At 69.9% G+C, this 14048-nt stretch carries 14 protein-coding genes; all 14 read right to left on the bottom strand.

Translation table 11 applies throughout. The features are described from left to right. Positions 1-8 precede the first annotated feature (8 nt). The 14 genes from ABDK56_RS09820 to ABDK56_RS09755 all read right to left on the bottom strand — a co-directional run bounded on the left by ABDK56_RS09820 (position 9) and on the right by ABDK56_RS09755 (position 13833). Positions 9-218 carry a helix-turn-helix domain-containing protein gene (locus ABDK56_RS09820; RefSeq protein WP_349808082.1) on the bottom strand — a complete coding sequence of 70 codons (210 nt, stop codon included), beginning with the start codon at positions 216-218 and terminating at the stop codon, positions 9-11. Continuing rightward, entirely contained in the window at positions 215-436 is a 222-nt protein-coding gene (locus ABDK56_RS09815; protein ID WP_349808081.1) for a DUF2274 domain-containing protein, read from the bottom strand. The genes ABDK56_RS09820 and ABDK56_RS09815 overlap by 4 nt, the downstream gene beginning before the upstream one ends. Continuing rightward, positions 433-1641 carry a TraB/TrbI/VirB10 family type IV secretion system protein gene (locus ABDK56_RS09810; RefSeq protein ID WP_349808080.1) on the bottom strand — a complete coding sequence of 403 codons (1209 nt, stop codon included), beginning with the start codon at positions 1639-1641 and terminating at the stop codon, positions 433-435. Before ABDK56_RS09810 ends, ABDK56_RS09815 begins: the two co-directional genes overlap by 4 nt. Then, positions 1641-2480, bottom strand: coding sequence for a P-type conjugative transfer protein TrbG (gene trbG, locus ABDK56_RS09805; protein ID WP_349808079.1), 840 nt, complete (start codon positions 2478-2480; stop codon positions 1641-1643). Before trbG ends, ABDK56_RS09810 begins: the two co-directional genes overlap by 1 nt. Further along, entirely contained in the window at positions 2477-3280 is an 804-nt protein-coding gene (gene trbF / locus ABDK56_RS09800) for a conjugal transfer protein TrbF (RefSeq protein ID WP_349808078.1), read from the bottom strand. Before trbF ends, trbG begins: the two co-directional genes overlap by 4 nt. A 3-nt stretch (positions 3281-3283) precedes the next feature. Next, positions 3284-4591: a P-type conjugative transfer protein TrbL gene (trbL, locus tag ABDK56_RS09795; RefSeq protein WP_349808077.1), complete on the bottom strand. Its 1308-nt coding sequence runs from the start codon at positions 4589-4591 to the stop codon at positions 3284-3286. A 123-nt stretch (positions 4592-4714) separates the two neighbouring features. Continuing rightward, positions 4715-5434 carry a P-type conjugative transfer protein TrbJ gene (gene trbJ / locus ABDK56_RS09790; RefSeq protein WP_349808076.1) on the bottom strand — a complete coding sequence of 240 codons (720 nt, stop codon included), beginning with the start codon at positions 5432-5434 and terminating at the stop codon, positions 4715-4717. Continuing rightward, positions 5434-7872 carry a conjugal transfer protein TrbE gene (gene trbE, locus ABDK56_RS09785; RefSeq protein WP_349808075.1) on the bottom strand — a complete coding sequence of 813 codons (2439 nt, stop codon included), beginning with the start codon at positions 7870-7872 and terminating at the stop codon, positions 5434-5436. The genes trbJ and trbE overlap by 1 nt, the downstream gene beginning before the upstream one ends. Then, positions 7866-8135, bottom strand: coding sequence for a VirB3 family type IV secretion system protein (locus tag ABDK56_RS09780; protein WP_349808074.1), 270 nt, complete (start codon positions 8133-8135; stop codon positions 7866-7868). The genes trbE and ABDK56_RS09780 overlap by 7 nt, the downstream gene beginning before the upstream one ends. Continuing rightward, positions 8132-8461, bottom strand: coding sequence for a TrbC/VirB2 family type IV secretion system protein (locus ABDK56_RS09775; RefSeq protein ID WP_349808073.1), 330 nt, complete (start codon positions 8459-8461; stop codon positions 8132-8134). Before ABDK56_RS09775 ends, ABDK56_RS09780 begins: the two co-directional genes overlap by 4 nt. Beyond that, the gene (gene trbB, locus ABDK56_RS09770; protein ID WP_349808072.1) at positions 8458-9450 is read right to left on the bottom strand and encodes a P-type conjugative transfer ATPase TrbB; all 993 of its coding nucleotides are present in this window, start codon (positions 9448-9450) and stop codon (positions 8458-8460) included. The genes ABDK56_RS09775 and trbB overlap by 4 nt, the downstream gene beginning before the upstream one ends. Continuing rightward, positions 9447-9851 (bottom strand): CopG family transcriptional regulator, encoded by a 405-nt coding sequence (locus ABDK56_RS09765; RefSeq protein ID WP_349808071.1) that lies wholly within the window; start codon positions 9849-9851, stop codon positions 9447-9449. Before ABDK56_RS09765 ends, trbB begins: the two co-directional genes overlap by 4 nt. Positions 9852-9862: 11 nt before the next feature. Further along, a complete protein-coding gene (locus ABDK56_RS09760) occupies positions 9863-11857 on the bottom strand; it encodes a conjugal transfer protein TraG (RefSeq protein WP_349808070.1) in 1995 nt (664 codons plus the stop codon). A 119-nt stretch (positions 11858-11976) separates the two neighbouring features. Continuing rightward, positions 11977-13833, bottom strand: a complete 1857-nt coding sequence (locus ABDK56_RS09755; RefSeq protein WP_349808069.1) for a DUF3363 domain-containing protein — start codon at positions 13831-13833, stop codon at positions 11977-11979. Positions 13834-14048 lie beyond the last annotated feature (215 nt).

The raw sequence follows: 14048 nt of genomic DNA, 5'->3' as shown, positions 1-14048 counted from the left end.
GGGGCAGGTCAGTCCGGTTTGCACCGCTGGCGTTCCACGAACGACGACAGGCTGGCGAATATGATCAGCGTGGAGCTCCCGACCTTGACATGCTCGATCTCGCCGGCGCCCATCAGCTCGTAGAGCCGGGAGCGGCTGATCCCGGTCAGCCGGACCGCCTCGCGAACCCTGACGCTGATCGGGAGGGCGGTCCCGCCGGGCAAAGCGTCCGCGTTCACGATTCCCTCCGCCGCGCGTTCTGAAACGACCGATCCCCGGCAAGGAACGTATCAAGCATGGCAGGCACCAGATCGGTGACGGCTTCGGCGCGACCATATTGCGCTTCGTAGAGGGCGGCATAGGCAACCAAAGCTTCGTGCAAGGCCGGCGCGACATGAAGCACGAGCTTGACCGGCGTCCGGTCGGGCAAGCGCGGCAATCGCAGGGGCATGCTCATCGCTCCTTCCACGGCATCAGCACGAGATCTTGGTTGACGATCGCGCGCACCGGCCAGCCGGGCCGCACGCGGATCGTCGGTTGGACGTCGAGATTGCGCTTCGTCAATTGATCGCCGGCCCGGCTGCCGTTGTCCTGGACACTGCCGCGCAGCGCGCCGAGCAATCCGCTGCCGTCACCTTGCCGGACAAGTTCCGTCCCAATGCCGAGCAGACTGGCGAGCGCAATGCCTTCGACCAGTCTCAGGGTGTGGAAATTGACCCGGTCAGCAAGACCCGAATAGCCCGCCGCGTCGGTCGCCGGCAGATGGTCGAGCGCGATCGACGAACCGTCGGGCAGGACGATCCGCTGCCAGATTAAGAGCGCCCGACGCTGGCCGTAAGCGACGGCGCTGTCATAGCGACCGATAAGACGCGCGCCCTGCGGGACGAGGACGATGCGGCCGGTGGCACTGTCGCGCACATTCTCGGTGACCTGCGCGACGACCATGCCCGGCAGGTCCGAATCGAGCCCGGTGACAAGGCTCGCCGGAATGATCGTCCCGGCGGACAGCAAATAGGGCGAAACCGGCGCGACGAGACGTGCCGGATTCACGGCGCCGTCGCCCGCGTGCGCGAAGGCGGCCTTTGCGCCGGCCGCGTCCGATGCGGCCTCCCCGCTCGTTGGATCCACGTCCGGCGTTGGCGCCGGGATCGTCGCCGGCTCCCCCGTGCGTCGGCCTAGCTGGACCAGCAGCGCAGAGGTGCGTGCGGCCTCGCGCTGCGCGACGCGCCGCTGCCGCTCGGCGTTGGCGGCCGACCGCCGGCGCGCCGCGTCGTCGAGCCCCGGATCGATGGCCGGCGGCGGTGCGCGGCCCGCGAGTTCCCGCTGGCGATCGAGAATTGGTCGCCCGAGATCGCCCGGCAGCGGAGGACCGAGTTTGGGGATCTGGCCGTAGCCGGCTGGCGCGTTGGCCAAGGCCTCGGGGGTGCGGGTCGACCCGAACCGACCGTCATCGTCGCCTGTCGAGACGATGTGGAGCGCCGCCGGCTTCAAGGCGATAAAGGTGACCCCGCAAATCGCAAGCGCGCTGCCGCCCGCAAGCGCGATGATCAGCCCCCGCCGGAAGCGGACCACCGGCCGCGGGCGGCCGCGCAGGACGAGCGTCTCGGGGTCTTGCTTGGGCACCGCGCCTGCACTCCCCGGCTCGATCGTCTCGCCGGCCATCAGCGACGCCCTCCGATCCGCGTCCGCTCGATCCGGACGACCTGCTGGCGGTGTTCGCCTAGGCGGAGCTCGGCGCGATCGACGAGCCGGTCGACGACATAATAATGCCCCCGCTGCCGATAATTGACGAGTTCGGCCCGACCCCCGATCCCGATCATGAACAGCGGCGGTGCCTCGCCGGCGGCGAGCCTTGGCGGGAACTCGATATAGAGCTGCCGGCCGTCGTCGAAGGCGCGGACCGGGCGCCAGGCCGGATGATCGCCACTGATGCGATAATTAAAGTTCAGCGCCTCGACCGGCGGCACGGCAACAGGAGGCGATCCGCCGCTCGTCCGCAGCAGGATCAGTCCGTCGCCGGGATAGGTCCAGGCGATCCCGGTCATTGCCGTCGCCGCGGTGCTGATGAGGTCGACATGATAGATCCGCCGGTCGGTCGCAATGAGCAGGTTGGTGACGAGGCCGGCGCCGGCCGGCTTGACCAGGATGTGCGTGCGCTGGCCCGACCCGCTGCCGCTGGTGGTGTCGCCGATGATCCAGCGAAGCGTATCGCCGGCAGCGACCGACACCAGCGCCTCCCCGGCCTGAAGCGCGATATCGCTGACCTGGCCGGGCGCGGCGTAGAGCCGGAATCGCGCGCCCTCGCTCCACGGATAGATCTGCGCCGCCTCGACATAGCCCGCGGGCCCGGGCTCGCGCGTCGCCGAGCGATTGGCGCGGCGCACGGCGTCGATCGCAGACGGGCGGGCGGAGGCAGCATGCGGAACACGGGGCGAGGCCATGGCGAGACCGGGCAGCAGGAGGGCCAGCGCGGCCATCACCGCGCGCTGTGAAGACGTCATCGATCGATCCTTTCGGAGGTGGGTCGGGTTGGGTCGGCGGGCGCGAGCGGCGATCCCGAAGGCACGGTCGCCGACGGCGCCGAGGGCGTCGAAGTCGGCGGCGGCGGCGGTGGCGACACATCGACTTCGCGGGCCCAGTCGACGGCATCGACGAACAGACCGAGCGGGTTCTTGCGCAGCGCCTCGGCGGTGGTCGGGGTGGACACCTTTACCGTCAGGATCGCGGTCCAGCGCGCCGTGTCGGCGAGGCTGCCGCGCTCGAACTGGCTTTCGGTCCATTTGACCTGGAACGAGCGATCGGACGCGCGCACCACGCTGGTCACGGTCACCGACACCGTGCGTTCGCCGAGATGAGCGAAGGGGTCGGCGGCCCGCGCCTGCTCATTCAGGAACAACGCGCCGCGCGGCGTCACGAAATCATAGGCCGACAGCCAGTTCTCGCGCATCAGGACGGGATCGAGCGAGATCGTCCGGACATTCTTGATGAAGCGCGCGAGGTGCCAGGCGATCTGTGGATCGGTCGGCCGATAGTCGGGATCGACGGGCGCGACCGCGCGGGCTTCGCCGAGACGATCGACCTCGACCACATAAGGCGTGACCCGGCTCTGGGTCGATTGCCATAGGAGGCCGGCGGTGAGCGCGCCGGACAGGATCATGCCGCCCAGCGCCATCAGCCGCCAGTTGCGCGCCTGCACCCGCGCCGCGCCGATCCGTTCGTCCCACACCTGCCCGGCCCGCTGATAAGGGGTCTCGGGGACCGGTGTGGTCCCATAGCGCTGTACCGTTCGCCTGAACCGCATCGCTCACTCCTCTCTTTCCTTGATGTCCGGGGCGATGCCCCCACCGCCAGAATCGCCGTCGCGAAGACTTTGACCCGCGACCTGCCGATGGTGGCGGCTGCGCTGTTCGGCCCGAAGGCGACGTGCCCAATCCGGCGCGCCCGCCTCGGCCTGCGGCGAGCCATCGGCGCCTTTCCCGCCGCGCCGCTCGGCGCCGGCGAACAGTGCGGCCTTCTGGCCCGCCTCGACCGCCGCGCCGAACCCGCCCGCTTGCGCCATCTTCTGCCTGGCCGCGGCAGCTGCCGCCGAGGCGACGCCGCCGACCCCCGCGCCGATCGTCGGCGAGCCGCTGGTCTCCTGGCCGAGCCGGTAGGCGGTCGAGCCAGCCGACCCCATCGTCGTCGCCGCGCGAAGACCTCCGAGCGCGCCGCTCGCAGCCGCGCGCGCGCCGCCGAGCGCTACGCCGCCGCTGAGCGCCACCGTCCCGACGGCGGCCGCGGTGGTGCCGAGCGCCGCCCCGGCGCCGAGCTGCGGCGCGCCGGCGACGAGGCCGGTGGCGATTCCAGGCCCGAAAATGCCCAGGCCGAACAGCGAGAGGCTGGCGAGCACCAGGCTCATCGCCTGGCCGATATCGGGCTCGCGGCCGCCGAGCGCGCCGACGAAGTCGCCGAAGAAGCCGGCGCCGATCCCGACGATGACCGCGAGCACCATGACCTTGATGCCCGCCGCGACGACGTTGCCGAGCACGCGCTCGGCAAGAAAGCTGGTCCGGTTCCACAAGGCGAAGGGGACCAGCACGAACCCGGCGAGCGCGGTCAGCTTGAATTCGAGGATGGTGATGAACAATTGGATCGCGAGCACGAAGAAGGCGATGATCACGAACAGCCAGGCGAGCAGCAGGATGGCGATGGTCAGGAAATTGTCGAAGAAGCTGGTGAACCCCATCAGCTGGCTGGCCTGCTGGAGGAGCGGCCAGGCCGCCTCGAAGCCGGTCCCGGCGAGATAGCCGGGGCGGAGCAGGTCGGCGGCGGTCATGCCGCCCCCGCCCGCGGTCAGCCCCGCCTGCGCGAAGGATTTAAAGATTAAGTCGGCGAGCCGGCTGAAATTGCCGAGGATGAAGGCGAACGCGCCGACGTAGAGAATCTTCTTGAGGAACCGGCCGATGACGTCGTTCTCGCCGCCCATCGCCCAGAACAGACCGGCGAGCGTGATGTCGATCCCGACCAATGTGCTGGTGAGGAAGGTGACGTCGGGCCCGAGCAGTCCGAACCCGCTGTCGATATAGTGGATGAAGGCGGCGAGGAACCGGTCGATGATGTTGAGGTCGGCCATGCGGGAACCCGATGATCGTGGCGGAGGGGAGAAGAGGTGCCGCGGGGTCCGGCAGGGAGCACCGGACCCCGCGGCGGGCGCCGCGCGCCGAGCCGCGCCGCGCCCTTGTCGAACGCTGTCCGCTCAGGGTTTCGTGTAGGCCTGGCCGGTTCCAAGGAAGCGGCGGGTCGCCGCCCGCGCTTCCTCCCCGTCCTGGGCGCGGCGCGCCCGGTCGAGCGCCTGGCTGCGAAACTCCGTCGCCATCAATTGCTCGAGCTGAAACTGCTGCTTGGCGCTCAGGGCGAGGAGCTGGTTGGTCGCCTGGCTGACCTCGAGATTGCCGCTCGCATTCTGGCTCCGCGCGACGAGCGCGACGAGCAGATCGGCATCCTCGCGGACCTGGCCGGCGACGTTTGCCTGCACTTCCATGCTCCGGCGCGTGCCGTCCATCGCCGCGTCGAGCCGCGCCCGTGCCTGGGCCACGCGCTCATCGCCGCGAAGCGCCTGGTCGACGCTTCCCGGGAACATGGCCCGCAGCCGCTCGTCGAGACGATCGACCTTGAAATCGATACCCTTGGCCTGGTCGATCAGCTGCTCGCTTTGCTTAAGCGCGCCGGTCAACTGGGTGAGCTCCGGAAAATCAATGCGCTGGAGATCGCGCGCCATATTCTGGAGCATCGTCGCCTCGTTCTGGAGCGAGCTCAATTGATGATTGATCTGCTCGAGCGCGCGTGCGGCCGAGAGCAGATTCTGCGAATAATTGGCCGCGTCGAACACCGGGATGACCGCGGCGGCTGGCGTCGCCGGCACGATCGCGGTTAACGGCAACGCGAGCATCGATAGCGAAAGAACATAGAGCTTCATCATTGGTCTCCTTGCTTGGGGGATGGGGAAAAGCGGTCGAGCGCCTCGGCCGCCCAGTCGAGGCCTTGGGCGGCAAGGAAGCGACCCGCGAAATCGGCCCCGCCCTCGCCGAGCAGGCGATCGATGAGGCGCTGGCTGGCGGGGTCGGACGCGCCGCACAAAGCGAGCGCGACAGGCCCGAGATCGAGATCGAACAGACGGTTGCCCCGGCTGGACTGGAGGTAATAGTCGCGCTTGGGCGTCGCCCGCGCGACCAGCTCGATCTGGCGGTCGTTGAGCCCGAACCGCCGGTAGGCCTCGGCCGCCACGGGTTCGATCGCCCGGTCGTTGGGCAGGAAAATCCGCTGTGGGCAGCTTTCGATGATGGCGGGGGCGATTGTGCTGCCGGCGATGTCGGCGAGCGACTGGGTGGCGAACACCACCGACACATTCTTCTTGCGCAGCACCTTCAGCCATTCGCGGATGCGCTGCGCGAACAAGGGATGATCGAGGAACGTCCAGGCTTCATCGAGGATGAGCAGGGTCGGCGTCCCGTCGAACTGTTCCTCGAGCCGGTGGAACAGATAGGTGAGGACCGGCCGGATCGCGCCCGGCTGGGTCATCAGCGCCTCGGTCTCGAAACATTGGACGTCGCTGAGCGCGAGGCCGTCGGCGGCCGCGTCGAGCAGCCGGCCATAAGGACCCTCGAGCGTGTAGGGCATCAACGCGGCCCTGAGCGCATTCGACTGGAGCAGCAGCGACAGGCCGGTGAGCGTGCGCTCGGCCACCGGCGCCGAAGCCAGACTCAGAAGTGCCGACCAGATCATGTCTTTGACCTCGGGCGTCACCGCGACCTGCTCATGATCGAGCAGGGCCGCCAGCCACTCGGCGGCGAAGGTCCGGGTCGCTGCCTCGTCGATCCGCGCAAGTGGCTGGAAGGCGAGCCTGTCGCCACCCTCGCCGGCGCCGAGCGGATGATGCGCCCCGCCCATCGCCAGCACCGAGGCGCGCGCCGAGAAGCCCTTGTCGAAGATAGTGACTCGCGCGCCCGGATAGCGCCGGAACTGCAGAGCGAGCAGTGCGAGCAGCACCGACTTGCCCGCGCCGGTCGGCCCGACGATCAGCATGTGGCCGACATCGCCGACATGGGCGGACAGCCGGAACGGGGTCGACCCGCTGGTCTGGGCGACGAGCAGCGGCGGACCGCCGAGATGCTCGTCGCCCTCCGGCCCCGCCCAGACCGACGACAGGGGCATGAGGTGGGCGAGATTGAGCGTGTGAACGAGCGGTTGTCGGACGTTGGCGTAAACCTGTCCCGGCAGGCCCGACAGCCACGCCTCGACCGCGTTCATGCGTTCGCGAACGATGGTGAAGCCGAGACCGTTGACGACCCGTTCGACGGCGCGGATCCGGGCCTCGGCCGCGGCCGGCGTGGCGCCGGTGACGCTGAGCGTGACGGTCAAATAGCCGAAGGCGACATAATCCTGACCGAGCGCCTGCAGCGCGAGGTCGGCGTCGGCGACCTTATTGTCGGCATCGCTGTCGTGGAGCGCGACCGGCTGGTTGTAGATCACCTCGCGCAGCAGAGCGGTCACCGACTTGCGCTTATTGAACCATTGGCGTCGAAGCTTCGTCAGCGCCCGGGTCGCATCGGTCCGGTCGAGCGCGATGAACCGCGTCGTCCAGCGATAGGGAAGGCCGAGATGGTTCAAGGCATCGAGCAGGCCGGGCCGGCTCAACGCGGGGAACCCCAGCACGGTGATGGTGCGAAGATGGGCCTCGCCGAGCATCGGCTCGAGCCCGCCGATGAGGGGTGTGTCGGCGAGCAGCGCGTCCAGATAGAGGGGCGTCTCGGGCACCGCGACCGGATGCGGCCGGTTCGACACCCTGGCGTGAAGGAAAGTCAGGGTCTCGGCATCGTCGAGCGCGGCGATCTCGGGCATGATCCCGGCGAGGAGGTCGAGCGCCCGGTCGGTCTCGGCGACGAACCCGGCCAGCGCCTCGCGCCAGTCGCGCCCGGCAGCTTTGTCGGGCGCCTCGACCAGCGCGCGCCCGGTGCGAGCCTCGGCATCGGCCGGCGCCAGCCAGGTGAGGCTCAGGTAGAAGCGGCTCTCGAAATGCTCGCCCTCTAAATCGAAGGCGGCGCGCCGTTCTTCGTCGACGAGCCAGGCGGCGGCATCGGCGAACCGGCTGGACGGATAGCCGGCGGCGGCGATCCGCTCGGCCTCGACGAACAAGGCCCAGCCCGACCCAAACCGCTTCAGGAGATTGTTGACCCGGGCGGCTGCGCCGATCAGCTCGGCGTCGGTCGCGCTGTCGAGATCGGGGCCGCGAAAGCGGAAGGTGCGCAGGAAGCTGCCGTCTTTGTTGAGGACGACGCCCGGCGCCACCAGCGCCGCCCAGGGCAGATGGTCGGCGAGCCGATCGGCCCGGTCGCGATATTCGCCGAGCCTCAGCATGTCCAATGCCCTCGCTGGCGAAGATGGCGCATCAGCACCGGCGCGAAATCGGGATCGCGCTTGGCGGCGAGAACGGCGAGCGAATGACCGGCCGCCCACAACAAGAACCCGGCGAGCCATTGCTGGAGACCGAGGCCGAGCGCCGCGGCGACCGTGCCGTTGACGATCGCGACGGTGCGCGGCGCCCCGCCGAGGAGCAATGGCTCGGTCAGCGCACGGTGGATCACCGTCTCGAAGCCGTCGGGATGGTTGTCGGCGGTCATCCGAGCATCGCTCCGCCGCCGAAGCTGAAGAAGGACAGGAAGAAGGAGGAAGCGGCGAAGGCGATCGACAGGCCGAACACGATCTGGATCAGGCGGCGAAATCCACCGGCGGTCTCGCCGAAGGCGAGCGTCAGGCCGGTGGTGATGATGATGATCACCGCGACGATCTTGGCGACCGGACCCTGGACCGATTCCAGCACCTGCTGGAGCGGCTGCTCCCACGGCATCCCCGAGCCCGCCGCGCGGGCGTCGGCGGCGAACAGGATAAGGGGCGCGCCCGCGAGCGAGAGCCGCCGCAAGCATGGACGGCAGAGATGAACGGTCATGCGATGAACTCCTTGCTTGAAAGATCGGGATTGACGGCGCGAAGCGCGTAGCGGCCGTCGTCGGCGAGGCCGTGGACCGCCAGCGGCGGTGCGATCCGCCGCCCGGCGCCGCGCCCGTCGATGAAGATGATGAGATCGATCGCCTCGGCGATGAGCGCGCGCGGCACGGTCAGAACCGCTTCCTGGATCAGCTGCTCGAGCCGGTAGAGCGCGCTTGCCGCGCTGTTCGCGTGGACCGTCGCGATCCCGCCGGGATGGCCAGTGTTCCAGGCCTTCAAGAGATCGAGCGCCTCTCGCCCGCGGACCTCGCCGATGATGATCCGGTCGGGGCGCAGCCGAAGGGTCGAGCGGACGAGGTCGGTCATGGTGACCACGCCGGGGCGGGTGCGCAGCGCGACCGTGTCGGGCGCGGTGCATCGGAGCTCGCGCGTGTCCTCGATCAGGATCACGCGCTCGTCGCGCGGCGACAATTCGGCGAGCAGGGCGTTGGCCAGGGTCGTCTTGCCCGAGCTGGTGCCTCCGGCGATCAGCAGGTTGCGCCGCTCGACCACCGCCAGCGACAGCAGCCGCGCGACTTCCGGGGACATCAGTCCGTCGGCGACATAGTCGGCGAGCGAATAGACCCGGGCCGCGGGCTTGCGGATCGAAAAACAGGGCGCCGGGGCGACCGGCGGCAGCAGCCCTTCGAAGCGCTCGCCGGACAGCCCCGACCCGTGCGGCGGCAGCTCGGCGCTGACGATCGGGGACTGGCCATGAACCTCGGCACGGACATGGCTCGCGACGAGCCGGATGATCCGCTCGGCCTGCGCCGGCTCGAGCCGCACGCCGGTGTCGGCGCAGCCGCTGCCGAGCCGGTCGAGGCGAAGCGCGCCATCGGGATTGACCATCACCTCGACCACCAGCGGATCGGCGAGCGCGGCCGCGATCGCCTCGCCCATCGCGGTGCGCAGCATCGCCCGCCGCCGCTCGTCGGATTCGGCGGCGCTCATTCGCTACCCTCCGGCGCAAGGCTCGAGCGGCCGCCGGCCAGCTGCCGGCCGACCTGCTGGACGAAGGCTTCGAACCGATCGCGCCCGATCGCCCGCGCCGCCTCGTCGCCCTCGGCGACCGGAGCCTGGACGGTCAGCATGTAGCGGACGAACAGGGCGAGGCTTTCGATCTGGACGTGGCCGTCGCGTTCGATCCGTGCGAGCTGATGCGACAGCCGATCGAGCCGCACCGCGAAGCGCTGCTCGAGTTCGTCGCCGCCGCGCCGCTCGAGCATCGCCTCGAGCGCGGCGGCGAGCAGTGCCGATTTGCTTGCGCCGGGGCGCGCCGCGAGCGCCTCGAACCGCTCGCTCAGGCCCGCGGGCAGGAACAACTGATAGCGCACGCGTGTCGACTTACCCATCGCCGCGGCCCTCAGAAGCTCGGCACCAGATCGCCCGCGCGATCCGCACCCTGGTTGGCGGCATGGGCGGCGATGAGCGGCGTCGGACCGGCCGCGCCGGCGAGGCCGTCATCGTCGAGGTCGAGTCCGAGCAGGTCGAGTTGGTCGGGCGACGGCGCCTTGCGCCGGCGCGGCCGGGGGGCGAACGCGGGGACCTGCTGCAGCCCGCCTGCTCCGCCCGCGTCGACGAGCCCAGGATCGAACGACGACGGCGGGGCATCGGCGGTGGTCGTCCAGTCGTGCGGGCGGGCCGGGGGCGCATCGACGAGGTCGCCATCCACGGCCGGGGGTGCCAGGCGCCGAGCGCTGAAATTGCGGTCCTCATAATAGCGCAGCTTCGTCGCGCGGATCGGCGGCACGCCGGCGAGCAGGATCAGTTCGTCCCCCGCAGGCAGCTGCATCACCTCGCCCGGAGTCAGCAGCGCGCGCGAGGTCTCCTGGCGGCTGACCATGACGTGCGCGAGCCAGGGCGCGAGCCGATGACCGGAATAGTTGCGCATGGCGCGCTGTTCGGTCGCGGTCCCGAGCGCGTCGGAAATGCGCTTGGCGGTGCGCTCGTCGTTCGAGGCGAAGGCGACCCGGACGTGGCAATTGTCGAGGATCGAATTATTCTCGCCATAGGCCTTGACGATCTGGTTCAGCGACTGAGCGATGAGGAAGGCGCGGATGCCGTAGCCGGCCATGAAGGCGAGCGCGGTCTCGAAGAAATCGAGCCGGCCGAGCGCCGGAAATTCGTCAAGCATTAGTAGCAGCTGTCGGCCTGAGCGCGGACCGTCGCCGAGGCGCTCGGTCAGTCGGCGGCCGATCTGGTTGAGCACCAGCCGGATGAGCGGCTTGGTCCGCGAGATGTCGGATGGCGGCACCGCCAGATAGAGCGAGACCGGACGCTCGCCTTCCAGGAGATCGGCGATGCGCCAGTCGCAGGTGGCGGTGACCGCGGCGACGGTCGGGTCGCGATAAAGACCGAGGAACGACATCGCGGTCGAGAGCACGCCCGAGCGCTCATTCTCCGACTTGTTCAGGAGTTCGCGGGCGGCCGAGGCGACAACCGGATGCGGCCGCGCCCCCTTCTCGTCGTCGAGGTGATGCGTGGACATCATTGCCTTGAGCGTCGCCGCGAAGCTTCGCGCCGGGTCCGAGAGGAAGGAGGCGACGCGGGCCAGCGTCTTGTCCTCTTCGGCGTAGAGGACGTGAAGGATCGCGCCGACGAGCAGCGAGTGGCTGGTCTTCTCCCAATGGTTGCGCCGTTCGAGCGCCCCTTCGGGATCGACCAGCACGTCGGCGATATTCTGGACGTCGCGCACTTCGTCCGCGCCGCGCCGGACTTCGAGCAGCGGATTGTAGCGGGCCGAGGACGGGTCGGTCGGATCGAAGCGCAGGCAGTGCGAAAAACGCGACCGCCAGCCCGCGGTCAGCTGCCAGTTCTCGCCCTTGATGTCGTGGATCACCGCCGATCCGGTCCAGCTCAGAAGGGTCGGCACGACCAGGCCGACGCCCTTGCCGCTGCGCGTCGGCGCGAAGGCCAGCACATGCTCGGGGCCGTCGTGACGAAGATAGTCGCGGCCGAGGCGGCCGAGGAACACGCCGCGCGGGTCGAGCAGCCCGGCTGCGAGCATGTCGCGGCGATCCGCCCACCGCGCCGACCCATAGGTCGTCACCCGCCCGCGCTGGCGCGCCCGCCATAAAGACCCGCCGACCGCCGCCGCGCAGCCGACAAACCCGCTGGCGCCGGCGAGCATCCCGGCGCGGTCGAAGATCCGCGGGGCGTAGGCGTCATAATGATACCACCAGCCGAACAGCGCCCACGGCCGGTAAAGCGGCAGGCCGGCGACCAGCCGCCAGGGCGCGCCGAGTTCGGGCTGATACCCGAGCATCGCCGCCGCCCATTGGGTCGCCGCCCAGACGCCGAGGAGCACGATGGCGAAGACGATCAGGATCTGGCCGATCAGCAATCTGGTGGGGGTCATGAGGGCATCCCGCCCGGCACCGCGCCGGTCCCGCCTGATCGCCGAGCGATCCCGCCGAGGGCATTCCCCGTTCGGCGCTGTCCGGCGCAGTCCGACGAATCCCGGACCCGGCGGCCGCGCTAGCGCTCCATCCCGCGCGCACGGCCGATCGTCCAGTTGGTGCCGCGCTCGCGCACCACTCCGCCGATCTCCTTGCCGATCGCGGCGTCGAGGACCGGGCGCCACGGCACGAGGGTGAAGCTGCGCTCGGTCTCGACCAGCGCGAACCGTCCGCCGGCGAGATCGACCCGCCGGCGCAGCAGTCCCTCGATGCGTATCCCCTCGCCGGCTTCCTCGAATCCCTTCCCGGTCTCGCGCTCGAGGCCGGCGGCGGCCCCGAGCAGTTCGCGGCGCATCAGCATCGCGAGCGCGCCGCGTCGAAGCGCGAACCCCTCCTCATTCTCCTCCGCCAGCTGCCGCTCGACGAGCCACGCCCGCCGCGCGGCAAGGGCCGCGCGGACCTCGCTCCCGAACCCGGCGTCGCGGGCCGTCGCCGCCTCGCCCCGCCCGAGCTCCCGATCGAGCCAGGTCGCGCCGTCGCGCGCCGGAAGCATTTCGAGCGGCAATGGCGAGAGGATCTCGACGGCAACCGGGCGGCGGCGCACCAGCGCAGCCTGCCGGCGCTCGAGCCGCTCGAGATGGTCGGTCGGGATGGTCCACATTCCGTCGGCAGCACGCTCCAACCGAAGGGGACGCCGAAGCGCTTCGAGCCGCCGGACATGGGCCTCGACGAAGGCCGCGGAGGCGCCGGGATCATGCGAGCGGTGAAGTACTGCATCATATTTGCCACCCGACGCCGCCGCCACCGCGGCGATGGTCCGGTCGACCGCGCGGACTCCCGCGTCGTTCGGCGCGATCCTGACGATCGCGTCCGCGGGCAAGGACTCGACCGACGCGCCCTCGCCGATCATCACATAATGGGTGCGCCCATCAATCGCGTCGACCAGCAGGAAGTGCCGGTCGGCAAGCTCGTCGGCCAGCCCGCGCGCGACGACCCGACCGATCAGTTCCCGGTCGATCACGCCATCGACGCGATGCGCGGCCGGCGCCCGCTCCAGCCCGGCGTGGCGGAGCGCCCGCTGCATGGTGCGGATGAAATCGCCGCGCTCGCCGAGCGCCCGAAGCCGGGTCTCGAATTCTTCGTCGAGACGCCATCGCCCGCCGCCCTCGTCGCTCGCGAGGCCCAGCCGTTCGAGCTTGCGCAAGCGTCCGATCAGGAGGCTGTGATCGTCGGCGTCGTGCCCCACGGCCTCGACGCGGCCGGCGCCATCGAGGCCGGCGAGCAGGCGGCGGTCGAGCCTGGTAAAGCGCTCGGCGCCGACATCGCGCCTCTGCTCGGCCGCCACCTCGAGCGCGGTGCGTGGACCGAGGTCGAGCGAAACGAGTTCGCGCAAGCGGCTGCGCATGCCATGCGCGAGATAGTCGGGCGCGATCACCAGATCCCGGCCGCGCTCATCGCAGCCGCGCAGCACGATGTGGGTGTGGGGATGAAGGGTATCGGCATGATCCACCGCGACCCAGTCGAGACGCGTTCCCAAATCCTCTTCCAGGCGCGCCATGAACCGGCGTGTGAGCGGCTTCAGATCATCGTAGAGATGGCCGTCTTCGGCCGAGACGATGATCCGAAACTGATGACGATCGCCATTGCAGCGATCGAGAAAGGCCTTGCCGTCCACCTCCTCGCCGGCCGCGTCATAAAGCCGTCCCGGTGTGCCTTCGCGGGTCGCCGCGTCGCGCTGCAGGTAGCGCAGATGCGCCCGCATCCCTGACAGGCCACGTCCGGCCAGGCGGACGAGGCGCGTCTTGACGATGCCGCGCCGGCTGCCGCCGTGCCGCCCGAGCAAACGCGCCGCGACCGCGCCGCGCCCGATGCGGCTGCCGCCGAACGACCGGCCTCGCGAACAGGGTGAACCATGGCGGATCGCCGCGACGATCACGCTGCGCAGATAGCGCCGCCCGCGCGGCGAGCCCGGCGCCTTGAGGCGCCCGAGGCGAAGGTCGAAGTCGTTCTCGTCGGCCATGGCGCGAACGAGAAGGTCGCGGCCGCCGGAACCCCGCGCAACGTCCGCTTCGGCGTTCGACGATACCTGTCGACGGACGGTCGACGTCGGCCCGCGAGGGGCTTGCGCTTCGCCGGCAGCCCTGCACTATA

The sequence above is a fragment of the Sphingomonas sp. ASV193 genome, assembly GCF_040203355.1.
In the GTDB taxonomy this organism is placed as follows: Bacteria; Pseudomonadota; Alphaproteobacteria; order Sphingomonadales; family Sphingomonadaceae; genus Sphingomicrobium.
This window is presented reverse-complemented; position numbering and strand designations above follow the sequence as displayed.